Genomic DNA, 13,883 nt, shown 5'->3' with positions numbered 1-13,883 from the left:
GATTTAGTCCTTAAAAATATTCATTTGAATCATGCTTGAAAGTCCGAGTTTGTGCATTAAAGCAGTCCGTGATTGAGGGTTTCTTTTTGCTTCAATTGAGATAAGTTTACGCATTTCTGAATTAAAATGTACCCGCGGATATTGGGTTAAAATTTTGTTTTTAAAATTGTTTGAAAATAAGCTGAGATCAGTTCCAATCACATCACATGAAGTGGCTTTTTGTAATAATAGAACTTCTTTAGTAAGGCTTGGATCATTCTCATCTAAATTCCCATTCATATGTAAACAAATCGCATCTGAAATATTATCTATTTTGACTTTGGGATAATGGTGTTTGGTACAGAGTGCTTCAGCTCTTAAGGCGCTTTCAAAGCTAAAACATTGACATGCATATTGATCCAAATGATCAACTAGACCTAAATCATGCATCAAACATGAGACAAAAAGGCTCTCTTGATCAAATTGCCATTGTTTGGTGTGGGCAATAGCAACAGCCCAAAAATAGCTCCGCCAAGAATGATTGATGATCGCTTGTGAAGCCGTTTGTTCTAATTCGTTCATCGCTTCTTTGGCAATTGCTGTGTCAGGAATATGAAAATTATCCAGTGTAAATAAAGTTGAATCATGAGGTGCTTTGAGAAATGTCTTGCCATAGTTCAATGTGACAGGGATTAGAACTTGTTTTATTAACCGAGTTTTTTCTTTAAAGCTAAGTTTTCCATTGCTTGTATTCATCCACGCTCGTGATCCAATCATGATCAATGGGTCCTTTTGTTGAATTTAGAGTAATTACTCTAAATTATTATGCATAAATCATTTAGCAAGACAAGACCGTTTTCTTTGAATTTTTTGAATAGTCTTTTATGCCAAAAATGAGAATTAAAATTGTTTGTCCTTTTACTATTTTTTTTGAAATAGCCAATCTGTCAAAAAACTCAGACATAAGAATATAATTTTTCTCAATTAATATTTTTATTTAAATCAATTATATAGAAAAATAAACGAGATGGTTATAAAAATACTTGCAATGCCACATCTTACATTTAAGGTTTAATTACCTTTGCGTAGGTGATGCCAAACCTTGCGCTGCAAACAAAGCAGTGCTTTGTTTTTGCTCATGGGCGAAGGGTACGTCCTGTACCCCCGTCCAACGGCGACATCCATGTCGCCCCGTGGTAGAATAACCATCCATGATTTAAAAACACAAAAACGAATTAATAATTAGGTGGGTTGACTATTTTTGGATTGATAGATTTATAGACAATGTCATTGAATAGTCTGCGTGTGTATATTGATCATCATAAATTTTAAGTAAGAGTATAATGCCTTAAAAGTATTTCTTAATAAAAACTGTTAAATTACAAAATAGTCTGATTATTTTAAGCATAAGTTGGGAGTGAATAAAAAAATACTCTAAACTTGGCGAATTGCCAATATTTCCTATTTCTTATCATAAAGATATCAGACGTGAATTTTGCAGATACTCATTACTTTATTTTGATTGTACCGTTCTGCCTGATATTAATGGGCAGTTTACTTTTGATCTGCCATTATTTTTTTAAGGCACCTACATATTTATTTTGGTTGGGTCTCGGATATATCGTGCCATCATTTTCTTTAGCTGCACAAAGCTTTATGTCTAACCAACAATTAACATTTTCTGCTCCACTTTTAGGTGGTTTATACCTATTTGGCGCGTGGGCCAGTGCATATACTATGGCATTAAGAAAGAACGCCAGTTCACATACTTTAGCCGCTTTTATCTTGATCTTCATCACAATATGCTTGTTGGTCTATTATTCTTTTGTTGATGAACAGCTATGGATGCGGATGCTGATTTTAAACCTTAGCATAGCCGTAGTTGAATCCTTGGTTTTGGCTTCAATTTTTAAAAATGATAAGCAAAGTGATTGGTTAAATAAGCTGGTCGATTATTCTTACCTTTTTATTGTTTTATATACTTTTTTTCGCGTCATTATTATTTTCTTTTTTTTGAAAAATATTCAAGCCAATATGCTTGTAAATTCAGTATGGTGGTTAATGATGCTTGCTGCCAGTATTATCCTGAGCATGTGGTTTGCGATCGTACTTATAGGAACATTAGTTCGAGACATTATTTTGAAATTAAATGATGAACGTTGTAGAGATCCATTAACGCATCTACTCAATCGCCGTGGATTTTATGATGCAGCTAAAATAAATTTAATTGATTTATCAGATAGACAATATTTTTTGTTAATGTGTGATGTTGATCATTTTAAAAAAATTAATGATACCTATGGACATCTGGTCGGTGATCAGATTTTGCAAAGTGTAGGTCGTCTTGTCAGTCAGCATGTCGGTGAAAAGGGCTTAGTTGGACGTTTTGGTGGTGAAGAGTTTATTGTTTTATTACAAGTTGAAGATCTCAGTGAGGCTTATAAAATTGCTGAGCGTATGCGGATTGCTATTGAAACTGAGCAATTTTTAACTCAATCCATCTTATTGACAGCCAGCTTTGGCTTAACACAAGTGAGACATCGTAATTTAGCGAGTGGTATAGAAGCTGCTGACAAACTTTTGTATGTGGCCAAACGTAGAGGACGAAACTGTATTGCCCACGATGCATGAATTAAATTTATGGGAATTTAACTTTGTCATAATGCTAAAACATTATAAAAACCCAGTAAAATAGTTTAGAAAGCATCAACTTCCTGTCATACTACAGCACTACAAAATGGATACTTTTAAATCGAGGTAAAAAACGTGATTTCAGTGGGTATTGTCGGTGGAACAGGTTATACAGGCGTTGAATTGTTGCGTCTTTTACTACGACATCCAAATGTTCAAGTGAATGTACTGACATCACGTACCGAAGATGGTCGCCGTGTGGATGATATATTTCCAAGCTTACGTGGGCACACAGAGCTTAAGTATTCAGATTTAAACATTGATGAATTAAAAAAATGTGATGTTGTGTTTTTTGCGACCCCGCATGGTGTGGCAATGCAGCATGCACAACAACTTTTGGCAGCAAATACCAAAGTTATCGATTTAGCCGCTGATTTTCGCTTGCAGAATTTAGCACAGTTTGAAAAATGGTATGGGATGCAGCATGCCTGCCCAGAGATACTGAAAGACTCTGTTTATGGTTTATCGGAACTTAATCGTGAACAAATTAAAAATGCCAATGTTGTCGGTAACCCGGGTTGTTACCCAACCACTGTTCAGTTGGGATTAGCGCCACTTTTTAAGCAAGCTGAAACATTGGTTAAACCAGAAAGTATTATCATTGATGCGAAATCTGGTGTATCAGGTGCAGGGCGTAAAGCTAGTCTAGGCATGATTTATTCTGAAAATGCAGATAATTTTAAAGCCTATGGCGTTGCTGGACATCGTCATCATCCTGAGATTGTAGAAGCATTAGAAAATATTTCGGGTCAAAAAAATGTATTTGATCAGATTCTTTTTGTACCACATTTGGTTCCGATGATTCGTGGTATGTTCAGTACAATCTATGTTGATTTGACAGAGCAAGGCGCAGCAGCAGATTTACAAAGTCTTTATGAAAAATTTTATGCAAATGAAATATTTGTAGATGTAATGCCTGCAAATAGTTCACCAGAAACACGTTCTGTACGTGGTGCAAACCAACTCAGAATTGCACTGTATAAACCGCATCCGAACAAGTTAATTGTTTTGTCTGTTCAAGATAATTTAGTCAAAGGTGCGGCAGGACAGGCTGTACAAAATATGAACTTAATGTTTGGTTTTACTGAAGATGCTGGTCTACAAGGTATCGGATTATTACCATAAAAAACGCTTTATTGCTTCACACACATATAACTTTGCGGTTAAATGTGTGTTTTGATTCTATCAATAATACTTAGAGATGATGATGCAGAACACAGAAACAAATACCGCGTCACAACCAGCTCAAGCACCGAAAAAGCCTTTTTTAAAAGGGAATATGCCTTTGGTGATCGGTGGGGTTGTATTATGTGCTGGCAGTGTGATTTTAGGTTATACAGTTGGACATCGCCAAGGGCTAACGGTAGTCGGTTTTGATGCAGATGCAGAACAGTTGGTAGAAGTTGTGAAGCAACAAAAAACAACGCTGGCTAATTTAAACAAAAGCTTAAATGCTGCTGTGCAGGAACGAGACGTGGCTGTTTCGAATTCTAACGATTTGTTAGAGTCATTGAACAAAGCCAATGCTGAAAAATCACAAGTAGATGTGATGAGTGCAATTTATCGTGAAGTGTTAAAACAACGTGGTGGTTTGAGTTTAACAATTCAAAATTTGGCCGTTAAGCCATTACCTGAAAACGCTTATGAATATCAGCTTGATCTTATTCAAGTCAGTCCAAGACGTGCGACCGGTTCCGTTGAAATTCGTTTGATTAGTGGTACTGAGGTGTTAACAGTGCCAATGGCAGATGCGAATTATAACTTTACTGATTATGAGCGTTTAACGGGACGTTGGACTATGCCTAAGGGTTTTAATCCACAATTTATCGAAATCCGTCTAAATGGTGCCACACCAGTGGTTAAACGTTTTAGTTGGTCACGTGGGCAAGCTGTAGACAGTGCAGCAGCGTTCGCTGCAGAGGTTCCTCAAGCTGCGGCTAATTCTCAATAAATCATAAGTATTTTGAAAAATATGCGAACTAATAAACGTCAAATGAGTTTAAATGAAGTGAAATCATCATTCCGTGATTCAGGATTTATAGATTGGCACTTGAGTATTCGTATAAGTAATTCAGAAGATCCAAACCATCCAGACCATGATCAAGCGGATGTTGCAGTACAAACTGCACCACCTGAAGTGAAGCGACCACCGATGTATTCTGTCGTTTTATTGAACGATGATTACACTCCGATGGACTTTGTTATTGAAATTTTACAACAATACTTTGCTTTGAATCTTGACCAAGCCACTCAAGTAATGTTAACAGTACATTATGAAGGAAAAGGTGAAGCTGGTGTTTATCCAAGAGACATTGCGGAGACTAAAGCCAACCAAGTTAATAACTACGCTCGATCTCAAGGTCATCCATTGCTTTGTCAGATTGAGCCAAAAGAATAAGGGGGTTTCATGCTCAGTCGTCAATTAGAAGTTTCACTCCGTTTGGCTGTTAGCATGGCTCGTCAAAAGAGACATGAGTTTCTTACGGTTGAACATTTATTATTGGCTTTACTTGATAACGATTCAGCGGTAAATGCACTAAAAGCATGTGGTGCTGAGATTATCAGTTTGCGCAAAGAGTTAGAGGAGTATGTAGAACAACATACGCCTAAACTAGGAGAAAACAACGACCAAGCCCCTCATCCAACTGAAAGTTTTGACCGTATCTTACAACGTGCAATTTTCCACGTTCAGTCAAGTGGTGGTGACCGCACAGTAGAGGGTGCAGATGTACTGGTTGCGATGTACTCTGAACGAGATTCTTTTGCCGTTTATTTACTAAAACGACATCAAATCAATCGTTTGACTTTAACCCAATATTTGTCACACGGTGCGCGTAAAGAAGAAATTCAAGTTGAAGAAGAATCTGATGATTTAGAAGGTGAATCAAGTGCTTCAGCAAATGCTGGACCTCTTGAACTTTATACCTTGAATTTAAATATTGAAGCGCAAAAAGGCAAAACTGATCCTTTAATTGGGCGTGAAAAAGAAATTGAACGAACTGCTCAAATTCTTTGCCGTCGCCGTAAAAACAACCCATTGCTTGTGGGTGATCCTGGTGTGGGTAAAACATCGATTGCTGAAGGTCTGGCATGGTTGATTGTGAATGGTAAAGCGCCTAAGCCACTTGCGACTGCTGAAGTGTTTAGTTTAGACATCGGTGCATTGGTTGCGGGTACAAAATACCGTGGTGACTTTGAAAAACGCTTGAAACAGCTTCTCAATGCTTTGAAAAAGAAACCAGAAGCAATTTTATTTATTGATGAAATTCATATGATCATTGGTGCTGGCTCAAGTATGGGCAGTACCATGGACGCATCGAATTTAATCAAACCTGCGTTGGCAAATGGTAGTTTACGTTGTATTGGTTCAACCACATTCCAAGAATATCGCCAAGTATTTGAAAAAGATCATGCACTATCACGCCGTTTCCAAAAGATCGATGTGAATGAGCCTTCTATTTCGGAGACAATTGATATTTTGCGTGGTTTGAAAAGCAAGTTTGAAGATTTCCATCATGTTAAATATGAAGATACTGCGCTAGTTTCAGCGGTTGAGTTGTCTGCTAAATTTATTAATGATCGTTTCTTGCCAGACAAGGCGATTGATGTGATTGATGAAGCTGGTGCACAGCGTCGTTTAAAAGCTGAACAAGATGATACCTTGATTACAGTTGAAAATATCGAAGATATTATTTCGAAGATTGCACGTATCCCGCCAAAAACAGTATCTAAAGATGATAAATCGGTACTTGAATATCTAGAGCGTGATCTTAAACGTGTGGTATTTGGTCAAGATGAAGCGATTACAGCTTTGGCTTCTGCGATTAAACTGTCACGTGCAGGTTTGAAAGCACCAGATAAACCTGTAGGTAGTTTTGTTTTTGCTGGTCCTACAGGTGTTGGTAAAACAGAAGTGACCAAGCAGTTGGCAAAACAGTTGGGTGTAGAGCTTGTTCGTTTCGATATGTCTGAATATATGGAACGTCATGCGGTTTCTCGTTTGATTGGTGCGCCTCCAGGTTATGTTGGTTATGATCAAGGTGGTTTACTGACTGACGCCATTCATAAGAATCCACACTGTGTCCTGTTATTAGATGAAATTGAAAAAGCACATCCAGATGTTTTTAACTTGCTATTGCAAGTCATGGATCATGGAGCTTTAACTGACAATAATGGACGTAAGTCTGATTTCCGTAATGTGATTATTGTATTGACTACGAATATTGGTGCTGAAAGTATTTCTCGTAACAGTATCGGCTTTACTGAACAAGACAACAGTCATGACAATCAGGAAGCGATGAAACGTGCATTTGCACCAGAATTCCGTAATCGTTTAGATGGCGTAATTCAGTTTAAAGCATTGCCTACCACAGTGATTGAGTCTGTTGTTGATAAGTTCTTAACTGAACTTCAAGCCCAGTTAGATGATAAAAAAGTGGTACTTGAAGTCGATCAATCTGCTCGAGATTGGATGGCTGAGAATGGCTATGATCGTTTAATGGGTGCTCGCCCAATGCAACGTTTGATTCAAGAACATTTGAAGAAACCACTTGCTGAGATGATTCTATTTGGTGAGCTTGCAGATCATGGTGGTAACGTTGCTGTCTCTGTGAAGAAAGAAAATGGTAAGGCTGTAGGGCTGACATTAGAAGTCTTTGAAGATCAGACTGCTGAACCAGCATAGTTGTGAATGAGCTTTAAAATAACCCGCATTGATTGCGGGTTATTTTTTGAATTATGCGCTTATAAAATATCAATTTTCTTTAACCAAGTTAAGAATAATGTCGGCCATTGTGTTGTTTCAGTATTGGCTTTGCCTAAGCCCCAACCATGTCCACCATTTTTGAAAAGATGTAATTCATAAGCGATCTTGTGTTGCTGCAAAGCGGTTTGCATATTGAGGCTATTCTGAACAGGTGAAATCGGATCATCGATGGCGTGTGCTAAAAAGGTTGGAGGTGTATTCTGTTTGACTTGTAAATCTACTGAAAACAAGATTTGTTTGGCTAAATCATGTTTTGATCCAAATAAGCTTTTATAAGCATGGGTATGATCTAGCGGCGCTTGCATACTAATGATTGGATAGAGTAGCGCCACAAAATTAGGCTGAGCGGAAATTTGATCAATCGGATCATTTAAACTCGAAAATTGTTGTTGCCATTGTGTCGCAATGATTCCAGCTAAATGCCCACCTGCGGAGAAACCCAGTACACCAATTTTGTCTGGATCAATGTTGAATTGATTTGCATGATAACGAATGATACGCAGGGCTCTTTGGCCATCTTCAAAGGGCACAAGCAGATTATTACCATCCTGATTAGGTAAGCGGTAGATTAATTCAAATACGGTAAATCCCTGTTCTTGTAAAAACTGTGCAGTTGGCGTGCTTTCTTTGGCCAATTCCTCTATGGCATAACCCCCACCACTAATGACTAAAATAGCGATGTGATTGCTCTGTTTGGGGCAATATACCCACAGTTGAGGAGAGTTGATATGCTCAATAGCACCATGCTTATTTATCGTAAATTTTTCATTGGATGTTGCCAGTGTCGCGCTATTGGGCCATAGTGGAAGACTCAGTGTTGCTGCATCTACATTTTGGCTAAGCCATAAGAAAATGAAGAAATTAAACACGAAATGATTTATTTTCATCCATAAAAAGCCAAAAATTGTAGATGCTGATATTTTATCCTGTTTTAAACAGGGCAAACTCATCAATATATTTTAAAAATGTATGCTTTTGTTGATGAGGCAAACAATAAGTACAATTTATAGATAAAAGCTTAGCCGTTTTAGTATGCTCAAAATTTTATTGCTTAGCTCGCGTGAAAATCACATATACTCTAACTTCATGATTATTCTTTGAGTATCAATGGACATTGCATTTACTAAAATTTTAACTACGATTTTATTATTTCTTGTCACAGCTGTTGCAGAAATTTTAGGTTGTTATTTTCCTTATTTGATTCTGAATCAAAATAAAAGTCATTGGTTATGGATACCTACCGTTTTAAGTTTGGCGGTATTTGTCTGGCTATTGACCTTGCATCCTGCTGCTTCAGGGCGTATTTATGCCGCATATGGCGGTATCTATATCTTTAGTGCACTGATGTGGCTGAAATTTGTCGATCAAGTCAGTTTAACTCGCTGGGATTTGTTTGGTGGTTGTATTGTAATCATTGGGGCTTTGGTGATTATTCTGCAACCGCAAGGTTTGATTCGTTAAGTCTTCAACAGCATCATTTTACAGTATCTTGTGTTGCTTCAAGTTGATTGATCTTACATACTTTGGGAATTGCTTTACGATATGCAGCATAATCCTGTTTATATTGTTTAAACCATTTCTGATATTCAGGATTCAGCCTTAAATTGGCAAGATTCGGTTCATTTTCAAAAGAGGATGGTTCTGTATTGTTCTCATCAGAAAATTCCAATTGTTTTAAGTAGGAGAGTGCTCTATCCGTTTGACTAAGCAGCGCATAGAATTCAGCGAGGTATTCCTTTTCTCGTTGAGTTTGCTTACGGTTCTTATTCACCACAGCTTCAATTTTAACCTGATTATCACGCAACCATTTTTCAGCAAGCTTCGGGTCTTCATGATTGAGATATTTAAAATACTGTTGCGCTAAAATAATAAAATTTCCTGCATCGAAAGCTTGATTGGGATCAGATAAATAGTGAAATAAAGGCTTTTTAAGTATATTAATGAGGCGTTTTTGCTCATTCTCCTCAAGATGATATTTCTGTAACAGCATCAGTTTGTCACTGAGTACAGCATAATAATTTTTCTCATACTCCTCATTGTCTGGTTGCAACTTCATTAAGGTCTCAAATAATTGTTCAGCCTTTAGCAAATAGTTTAGACGTAGCGTTGGGTCTATGTTTTTCCGATAATACACCGACATTTGTGCATAGAATAAACCTAAGTTATTGATTGCGATTGTATCTTTAGGATCACGTTTTTTTAACGCAAAATACGCCTGCTCAGTAAGTTCTTGAAAAGGCTGAGAGAGCGTGGTGCAGTGTTGTTCAAGCAAATATTCAGCATATCCAGAAGTCAAAATCGCATAGTTGTGTAAATAGACGGAATCGTTATATTCAATGTCTTTGGCTTTTAACAGTTTTTGCACATTGGGTTGGGCCTTCTGGATTTGAGCCTTAATCTGTGGTTCAATTTTGGCCAGATTTTTGGTTGCTAATACTTGATCGCTTAAATCTTCTATGGCTTGAATTTCATCATCGTTAATATCTGCATAGCTAATTGAAGCGTTGAGTGATAATAAAAAAATAAGAATTTTAATTTTCATTGTTGATTCTGCGTTTATCTATTCTTTGAAATAATTGTATACAAGCCAAGAAGAAACATCAAAAATTGTTCTATTGGAATTAAAAAAGCATCCAGTAAACTGAATGCTTTTTTTCTTAGCGGTCATCCATGACTATTGAATAGGTGGATGCTGTAATTGGTTTAACTCTTTTTTACTGAAACCTCTAGAGACAAGTACCTTCTTAATCCCAGTAATCACATCCTGATCTGTCGCTTTCATCAAAGCTGATAAAAGTTGATCATTGGATTTACAAGAGCAATCATTTTCAACACATGCAATTTGATTTTTATGTTCATTTTGCAATGTATCTTCAGCCGTAAACAGCTTTTGCCAAAAACTCATAGAGCCTTCATACACAACCTAACATAGTTCGAAATATAGCCGTTTTTTAATAAAATACAAGATCTGAGAGAAATAGATGATCGAGTTATAGGCTGATTTTTTCGATGATTTGAGATGTTTTAAACGGTTTGTTAAAAGACCATGATTTAAATGAATTATAACTTAATGATATATCAATAAATAATTTAAACAAATAGCTGCCATGTCAATTTACATGGCAGCCAAATCTTGTAATAAATTGTTTAAATTTTTTCGAGAAGAACTCCAGATTCTACATGATGGGTGTAAGGGAATTGATCAAACATCGCAAATTTCACAATCTTATGGGTTTTAAGCAAGGTTTTTAAATTGTCGTGTAATGTATCTGGATTGCATGAAATATAAAGAATACGTTGAAAACCTTGCAAAAGCATTAACGTATCGTCATCAATCCCTGCACGCGGTGGATCGACAAAAACTGTATCAAACTCATAACCCTGAATGTCTATTTCTGCTTCTTGTAAACGACGGAATTCACGTTCTCCGTTATAGGCCTGAGTAAACTCTTCTGCTGAAAGACGTGCAACTTGAATATTGTCGATCTGATTTTGTTGAATATTCCACTGTGCCGCGTAGACCGAAGATTTTGCTAATTCAGTTGCCAAAACACGGTTAAAGCTCAAGGATAAGGGTAGGGTAAAGTTACCATTACCACAGTATAACTCGAGTAAGTCTTTATTTTTGCCCTCTACTGACTGACAAGCCCATTGCAACATTTTTTGGCAAACTTGTGCATTGGGTTGAGTAAAGCTACTTTCAATTTGCTTATATTGAAATTTACGCTCAAAGACTTTTAATTCTTCAACAACAAATTCATCGGTTAAGATAACTTTTTGTCCGCGACTGCGGCCAATGATTTTAACATTCAACTTATCAGCCAATTGTTTTGCTAAAACTTCCCATTCTTCACTGAGTGGTGCACGATAAATCAATGAAACCAGCATTTCGCCCTTGAGCGTTGCTAAAAAATGCACTTCAAAAAGACGTTTTGATAAGACTAAATCGGCTTTTAGCTCAGCCAATAAAACTGGCATGAGCTGATTTATACTTCGATCTGCAATCGGAAATTCATCAATGCGAGCAACGGTTTTTTGTTGATTTTCATCTCGTTCAAACATGGCATAGAACATATCATCTTCGGTATGCCAAATTCTGAATTCTGCACGCATACGAAAGTTTTGTTCAGGTGAAGCAAATACTTCTAATGATGGTGGATTAAATTCTGCGAATTGAGTTTGGATTCGTTCAATTTTGGCATCAAGCTGTTGTTGATAAGATGAAGTCATATAAATCAGAAAAACATTGGAATTAAGCAGTAGCGATGGTATCAAAAATAGGAACAGATGGACACAATATTGCAGTCCATCTTTGTCAATTTATTGAGAATGGCTTGTGTATTTAATAATACTAAGTTTTCTTTAGCAAAACGATAATGTGGAGCAACTGTTTAACACTTGCTTAAGTGCTTAACCAAATAATCAATAAAAACTCTTACTGCAGGAAGTAAGCCACGGCGCGAAGGATAAACAGCATGAAAGATCCCATGCGGTGCTTTCCAGTTAGGTAAGACACGGACCAATTCGCCTGTTGCGACAAAATCATTGGCAATGGTGTCTGGAAGTAAGGCAATACCACAATTTTGACTGGCTAATTTTGCCAACATCATTAAATCGGAACCCATGAGTATAGGGTTAACTTTAATTTTTTTCTGCTGGTTTTCACTGTCATGTAACACCATTTGTTGGTCTAAATGTTCATCAACCATACTTAAAATGCGGTGTTCAGACAAGTCTTCAGGTTTTTTCAGCATGCCAAATTCATTTAAATATGCTTGACTTGCAAGGAGATGCTGTTCAATTTGTCCAAATTTTCTCAGCACTAAGCTAGGGTCATCATCTAGATTTGCGCGAACACGCAAGGCAACATCAAAACCTTCATTGATAATATCTACTCGGCGATTACTCACTAGAAGTTGTACTCTGATTTCAGGGTAAGCTTTTAAAAAATCGGGAAGAATTTTGGATAATTCACTTTGTGCAACAGTTACAGGGACACTTACTTTAATAACACCACGAGGTTGTTCGCTAAGATGATCGACCAAATCATGCGCTGATTGTGCAGCATTCATCATCACTTGGGCATGGCGGTAAATATTCATACCAATGTCAGTAACAGCAAAATGACGAGAACTCCGCTGAATTAAACGAACTCCTAATTTTTCTTCTAAATTATATACACGGCGACTGAGCTTGGATTTAGGGATATCCGTTGCACGTTCAGCCGCACTGAATCCCCCATGCTCTACAACCAAACCAAAGCAGTAAAAGTCATCCAAATCAGTGAGCATAAATACATTCCATAATTGCAACAATGATGCACTATTAAACTTAACTGTTGCATCAAGTCAACTTATTAATTGTGAAAATTTTCTAAGATTAGGCATTGCCTGTCATGAGAATATTCTGAACTTGCTTATATTCTTCTAATCTCAAAAGGTCTTTAGTCGTCGGGTGTGGAATACGGGTGATATCCATGTTATCAGCAACATCTGCCAGTTTTACCACACGTGCAATTGGATTCTTTACTGTACGGTAGGCAGCTTCGATTCTAGATTCGCCTTCTTTTTTGGTTAAGGCAACAACGGCATCGACAATTTCTTGACTAAAGCCAAGTGAGATTAAATCGACCACAGTGGTATCGGTATCTTCCAAGATGTCGTGTAATACAGCAACAATCTGTTGATTGGGTGTTTTAACTTTGAACATCAACCTCAGAGGGTGAAAAATATAAGGCTGTTGTGCTTTATCTTTTTGGCCTGCGTGTTTACGAGCTGCTAAAGCAATCGCTTTTTCAATCGTTGACATAATATCCTTAGCTTTGTTTCGTGTATTTATTAAATATTAAAAGCAGTTTTAGATTTATCTAAAACGAGTGTTAAATTTCTCTAACTCGTTTAAAATACAATTTTATTCTGTTCCAAAGCGTATGCCATTTCAACTGATCACTTTAGAAAATTCTCAAGAAAATGTTACATGCCCGCATTGCCGACATGCGGTCATTGATTGGAATGAAGAACAATATCTACAACCATGTATGCATACCTTGTTTATTGCGATGGATTTGGGCTTTGAATATATTTCAGATGCATTTGAAGCGACCATGCAGCGTAGCGTCGATGAAATCCATGCTCATGATGATCAGGGATTGAATATTTTCAATGAATTATCTGAGAGTAGTTATCCTCATTATCTGATTTATAAAATAAGCTTAGGTGTTGTAGGGGATCAAGGTTTTTATCGTTATATTGGATTTGGCGCTTAAATTTTAAGATTGGTAGTTATTCGGTTTAAATACTGCGCAATTGAATATCGTGTTTCTTTTAGCCTACTCTTATTAAAATTCCAAATAGTAATTAAAAATAGTGGAGTAGGCTTATATTTTCTGTTGTAGGCGCTGTTGATTTCACCTCCTACAACTTGAGTTTTATCATCACAATATAGAAAT

15 protein-coding genes are annotated in these 13,883 nt (G+C 36.9%); 7 read left to right on the top strand and 8 right to left on the bottom strand.

What is annotated here, in order from left to right; translation table 11 throughout:
• Nucleotides 1–3 precede the first annotated feature (3 nt).
• Nucleotides 4–756, bottom strand: coding sequence for an HD domain-containing protein (locus tag AC2G3J_RS10585; protein WP_483769954.1), 753 nt, complete (start codon nt 754–756; stop codon nt 4–6).
• A gap of 298 nt (nt 757–1,054) precedes the next feature.
• Nucleotides 1,055–1,192, bottom strand: a complete 138-nt coding sequence (locus AC2G3J_RS10580; RefSeq protein WP_336951395.1) for a hypothetical protein — start codon at nt 1,190–1,192, stop codon at nt 1,055–1,057.
• A gap of 332 nt (nt 1,193–1,524) precedes the next feature.
• On the opposite strand from AC2G3J_RS10580, the gene AC2G3J_RS10575 reads away from it, so the two are divergent.
• From AC2G3J_RS10575 to clpA, 5 genes are all read left to right on the top strand, one after another.
• Nucleotides 1,525–2,610 carry a GGDEF domain-containing protein gene (locus AC2G3J_RS10575; RefSeq protein ID WP_483771073.1) on the top strand — a complete coding sequence of 362 codons (1,086 nt, stop codon included), beginning with the start codon at nt 1,525–1,527 and terminating at the stop codon, nt 2,608–2,610.
• Nucleotides 2,611–2,745: 135 nt separating this feature from the next.
• Complete coding sequence (gene argC, locus AC2G3J_RS10570; protein ID WP_483769953.1) at nt 2,746–3,795, top strand: N-acetyl-gamma-glutamyl-phosphate reductase; 1,050 nt, start codon at nt 2,746–2,748, stop codon at nt 3,793–3,795.
• An 82-nt stretch (nt 3,796–3,877) separates the two neighbouring features.
• On the top strand, nt 3,878–4,621 hold the full coding sequence (locus AC2G3J_RS10565; RefSeq protein ID WP_336951393.1) for a DUF6776 family protein: 744 nt from the start codon (nt 3,878–3,880) through the stop codon (nt 4,619–4,621).
• Nucleotides 4,622–4,642: 21 nt separating this feature from the next.
• Nucleotides 4,643–5,068: an ATP-dependent Clp protease adapter ClpS gene (gene clpS / locus AC2G3J_RS10560; protein WP_004720737.1), complete on the top strand. Its 426-nt coding sequence runs from the start codon at nt 4,643–4,645 to the stop codon at nt 5,066–5,068.
• Between the two features lie 9 nt (nt 5,069–5,077).
• Nucleotides 5,078–7,354: an ATP-dependent Clp protease ATP-binding subunit ClpA gene (gene clpA / locus AC2G3J_RS10555; protein ID WP_336951392.1), complete on the top strand. Its 2,277-nt coding sequence runs from the start codon at nt 5,078–5,080 to the stop codon at nt 7,352–7,354.
• 59 nt (nt 7,355–7,413) lie between these two features.
• On the opposite strand, the gene AC2G3J_RS10550 is transcribed toward clpA, so the two are convergent.
• Complete coding sequence (locus AC2G3J_RS10550) at nt 7,414–8,322, bottom strand: alpha/beta hydrolase (protein WP_483769952.1); 909 nt, start codon at nt 8,320–8,322, stop codon at nt 7,414–7,416.
• A gap of 220 nt (nt 8,323–8,542) precedes the next feature.
• Between AC2G3J_RS10550 and AC2G3J_RS10545 the strand changes: the two genes are divergently transcribed.
• Nucleotides 8,543–8,896, top strand: coding sequence for a YnfA family protein (locus AC2G3J_RS10545; RefSeq protein ID WP_004720731.1), 354 nt, complete (start codon nt 8,543–8,545; stop codon nt 8,894–8,896).
• 13 nt (nt 8,897–8,909) lie between these two features.
• On the opposite strand, the gene AC2G3J_RS10540 is transcribed toward AC2G3J_RS10545, so the two are convergent.
• The 5 genes from AC2G3J_RS10540 to AC2G3J_RS10520 form a co-directional block, all read right to left on the bottom strand.
• Nucleotides 8,910–9,977, bottom strand: coding sequence for a hypothetical protein (locus tag AC2G3J_RS10540; RefSeq protein ID WP_483769951.1), 1,068 nt, complete (start codon nt 9,975–9,977; stop codon nt 8,910–8,912).
• 132 nt (nt 9,978–10,109) lie between these two features.
• A complete protein-coding gene (locus AC2G3J_RS10535; RefSeq protein ID WP_336951389.1) occupies nt 10,110–10,340 on the bottom strand; it encodes a hypothetical protein in 231 nt (76 codons plus the stop codon).
• 242 nt (nt 10,341–10,582) lie between these two features.
• Nucleotides 10,583–11,665, bottom strand: a complete 1,083-nt coding sequence (gene trmA, locus AC2G3J_RS10530) for a tRNA (uridine(54)-C5)-methyltransferase TrmA (protein ID WP_419327482.1) — start codon at nt 11,663–11,665, stop codon at nt 10,583–10,585.
• A 161-nt stretch (nt 11,666–11,826) separates the two neighbouring features.
• A complete protein-coding gene (locus tag AC2G3J_RS10525) occupies nt 11,827–12,726 on the bottom strand; it encodes a LysR family transcriptional regulator (protein WP_336951387.1) in 900 nt (299 codons plus the stop codon).
• Between the two features lie 88 nt (nt 12,727–12,814).
• The gene (locus AC2G3J_RS10520; protein WP_419360392.1) at nt 12,815–13,243 is read right to left on the bottom strand and encodes a guanosine-3',5'-bis(diphosphate) 3'-pyrophosphohydrolase; all 429 of its coding nucleotides are present in this window, start codon (nt 13,241–13,243) and stop codon (nt 12,815–12,817) included.
• 121 nt (nt 13,244–13,364) lie between these two features.
• Between AC2G3J_RS10520 and AC2G3J_RS10515 the strand changes: the two genes are divergently transcribed.
• Nucleotides 13,365–13,700 (top strand): hypothetical protein, encoded by a 336-nt coding sequence (locus tag AC2G3J_RS10515; RefSeq protein ID WP_419327483.1) that lies wholly within the window; start codon nt 13,365–13,367, stop codon nt 13,698–13,700.
• The last annotated feature ends 183 nt before the right edge of the window (nt 13,701–13,883 follow it).

The organism is Acinetobacter legionensis (assembly GCF_057165765.1).
Note: the sequence above shows the minus strand (reverse complement) of the source record. Positions and strands in the feature narration are given on the sequence as shown.

Excerpts from the sequence above, each read along its gene's own strand:
- AC2G3J_RS10575 (WP_483771073.1), top strand. The coding sequence starts at position 1,525 with ATGGGCAGTTTACTTTTGATCTGCCATTATTTTTTTAAGGCACCTACA.
- clpS (WP_004720737.1), top strand. The coding sequence starts at position 4,643 with ATGCGAACTAATAAACGTCAAATGAGTTTAAATGAAGTGAAATCATCA.
- AC2G3J_RS10545 (WP_004720731.1), top strand. The coding sequence starts at position 8,543 with ATGGACATTGCATTTACTAAAATTTTAACTACGATTTTATTATTTCTT.
- AC2G3J_RS10585 (WP_483769954.1), bottom strand. The coding sequence starts at position 756 with ATGATTGGATCACGAGCGTGGATGAATACAAGCAATGGAAAACTTAGC.
- AC2G3J_RS10565 (WP_336951393.1), top strand. The coding sequence starts at position 3,878 with ATGCAGAACACAGAAACAAATACCGCGTCACAACCAGCTCAAGCACCG.
- AC2G3J_RS10515 (WP_419327483.1), top strand. The coding sequence starts at position 13,365 with ATGCCATTTCAACTGATCACTTTAGAAAATTCTCAAGAAAATGTTACA.
- AC2G3J_RS10520 (WP_419360392.1), bottom strand. The coding sequence starts at position 13,243 with ATGTCAACGATTGAAAAAGCGATTGCTTTAGCAGCTCGTAAACACGCA.
- AC2G3J_RS10550 (WP_483769952.1), bottom strand. The coding sequence starts at position 8,322 with ATGAAAATAAATCATTTCGTGTTTAATTTCTTCATTTTCTTATGGCTT.
- AC2G3J_RS10580 (WP_336951395.1), bottom strand. The coding sequence starts at position 1,192 with ATGGATGGTTATTCTACCACGGGGCGACATGGATGTCGCCGTTGGACG.
- clpA (WP_336951392.1), top strand. The coding sequence starts at position 5,078 with ATGCTCAGTCGTCAATTAGAAGTTTCACTCCGTTTGGCTGTTAGCATG.
- trmA (WP_419327482.1), bottom strand. The coding sequence starts at position 11,665 with ATGACTTCATCTTATCAACAACAGCTTGATGCCAAAATTGAACGAATC.
- AC2G3J_RS10525 (WP_336951387.1), bottom strand. The coding sequence starts at position 12,726 with ATGCTCACTGATTTGGATGACTTTTACTGCTTTGGTTTGGTTGTAGAG.
- AC2G3J_RS10535 (WP_336951389.1), bottom strand. The coding sequence starts at position 10,340 with ATGAGTTTTTGGCAAAAGCTGTTTACGGCTGAAGATACATTGCAAAAT.
- AC2G3J_RS10540 (WP_483769951.1), bottom strand. The coding sequence starts at position 9,977 with ATGAAAATTAAAATTCTTATTTTTTTATTATCACTCAACGCTTCAATT.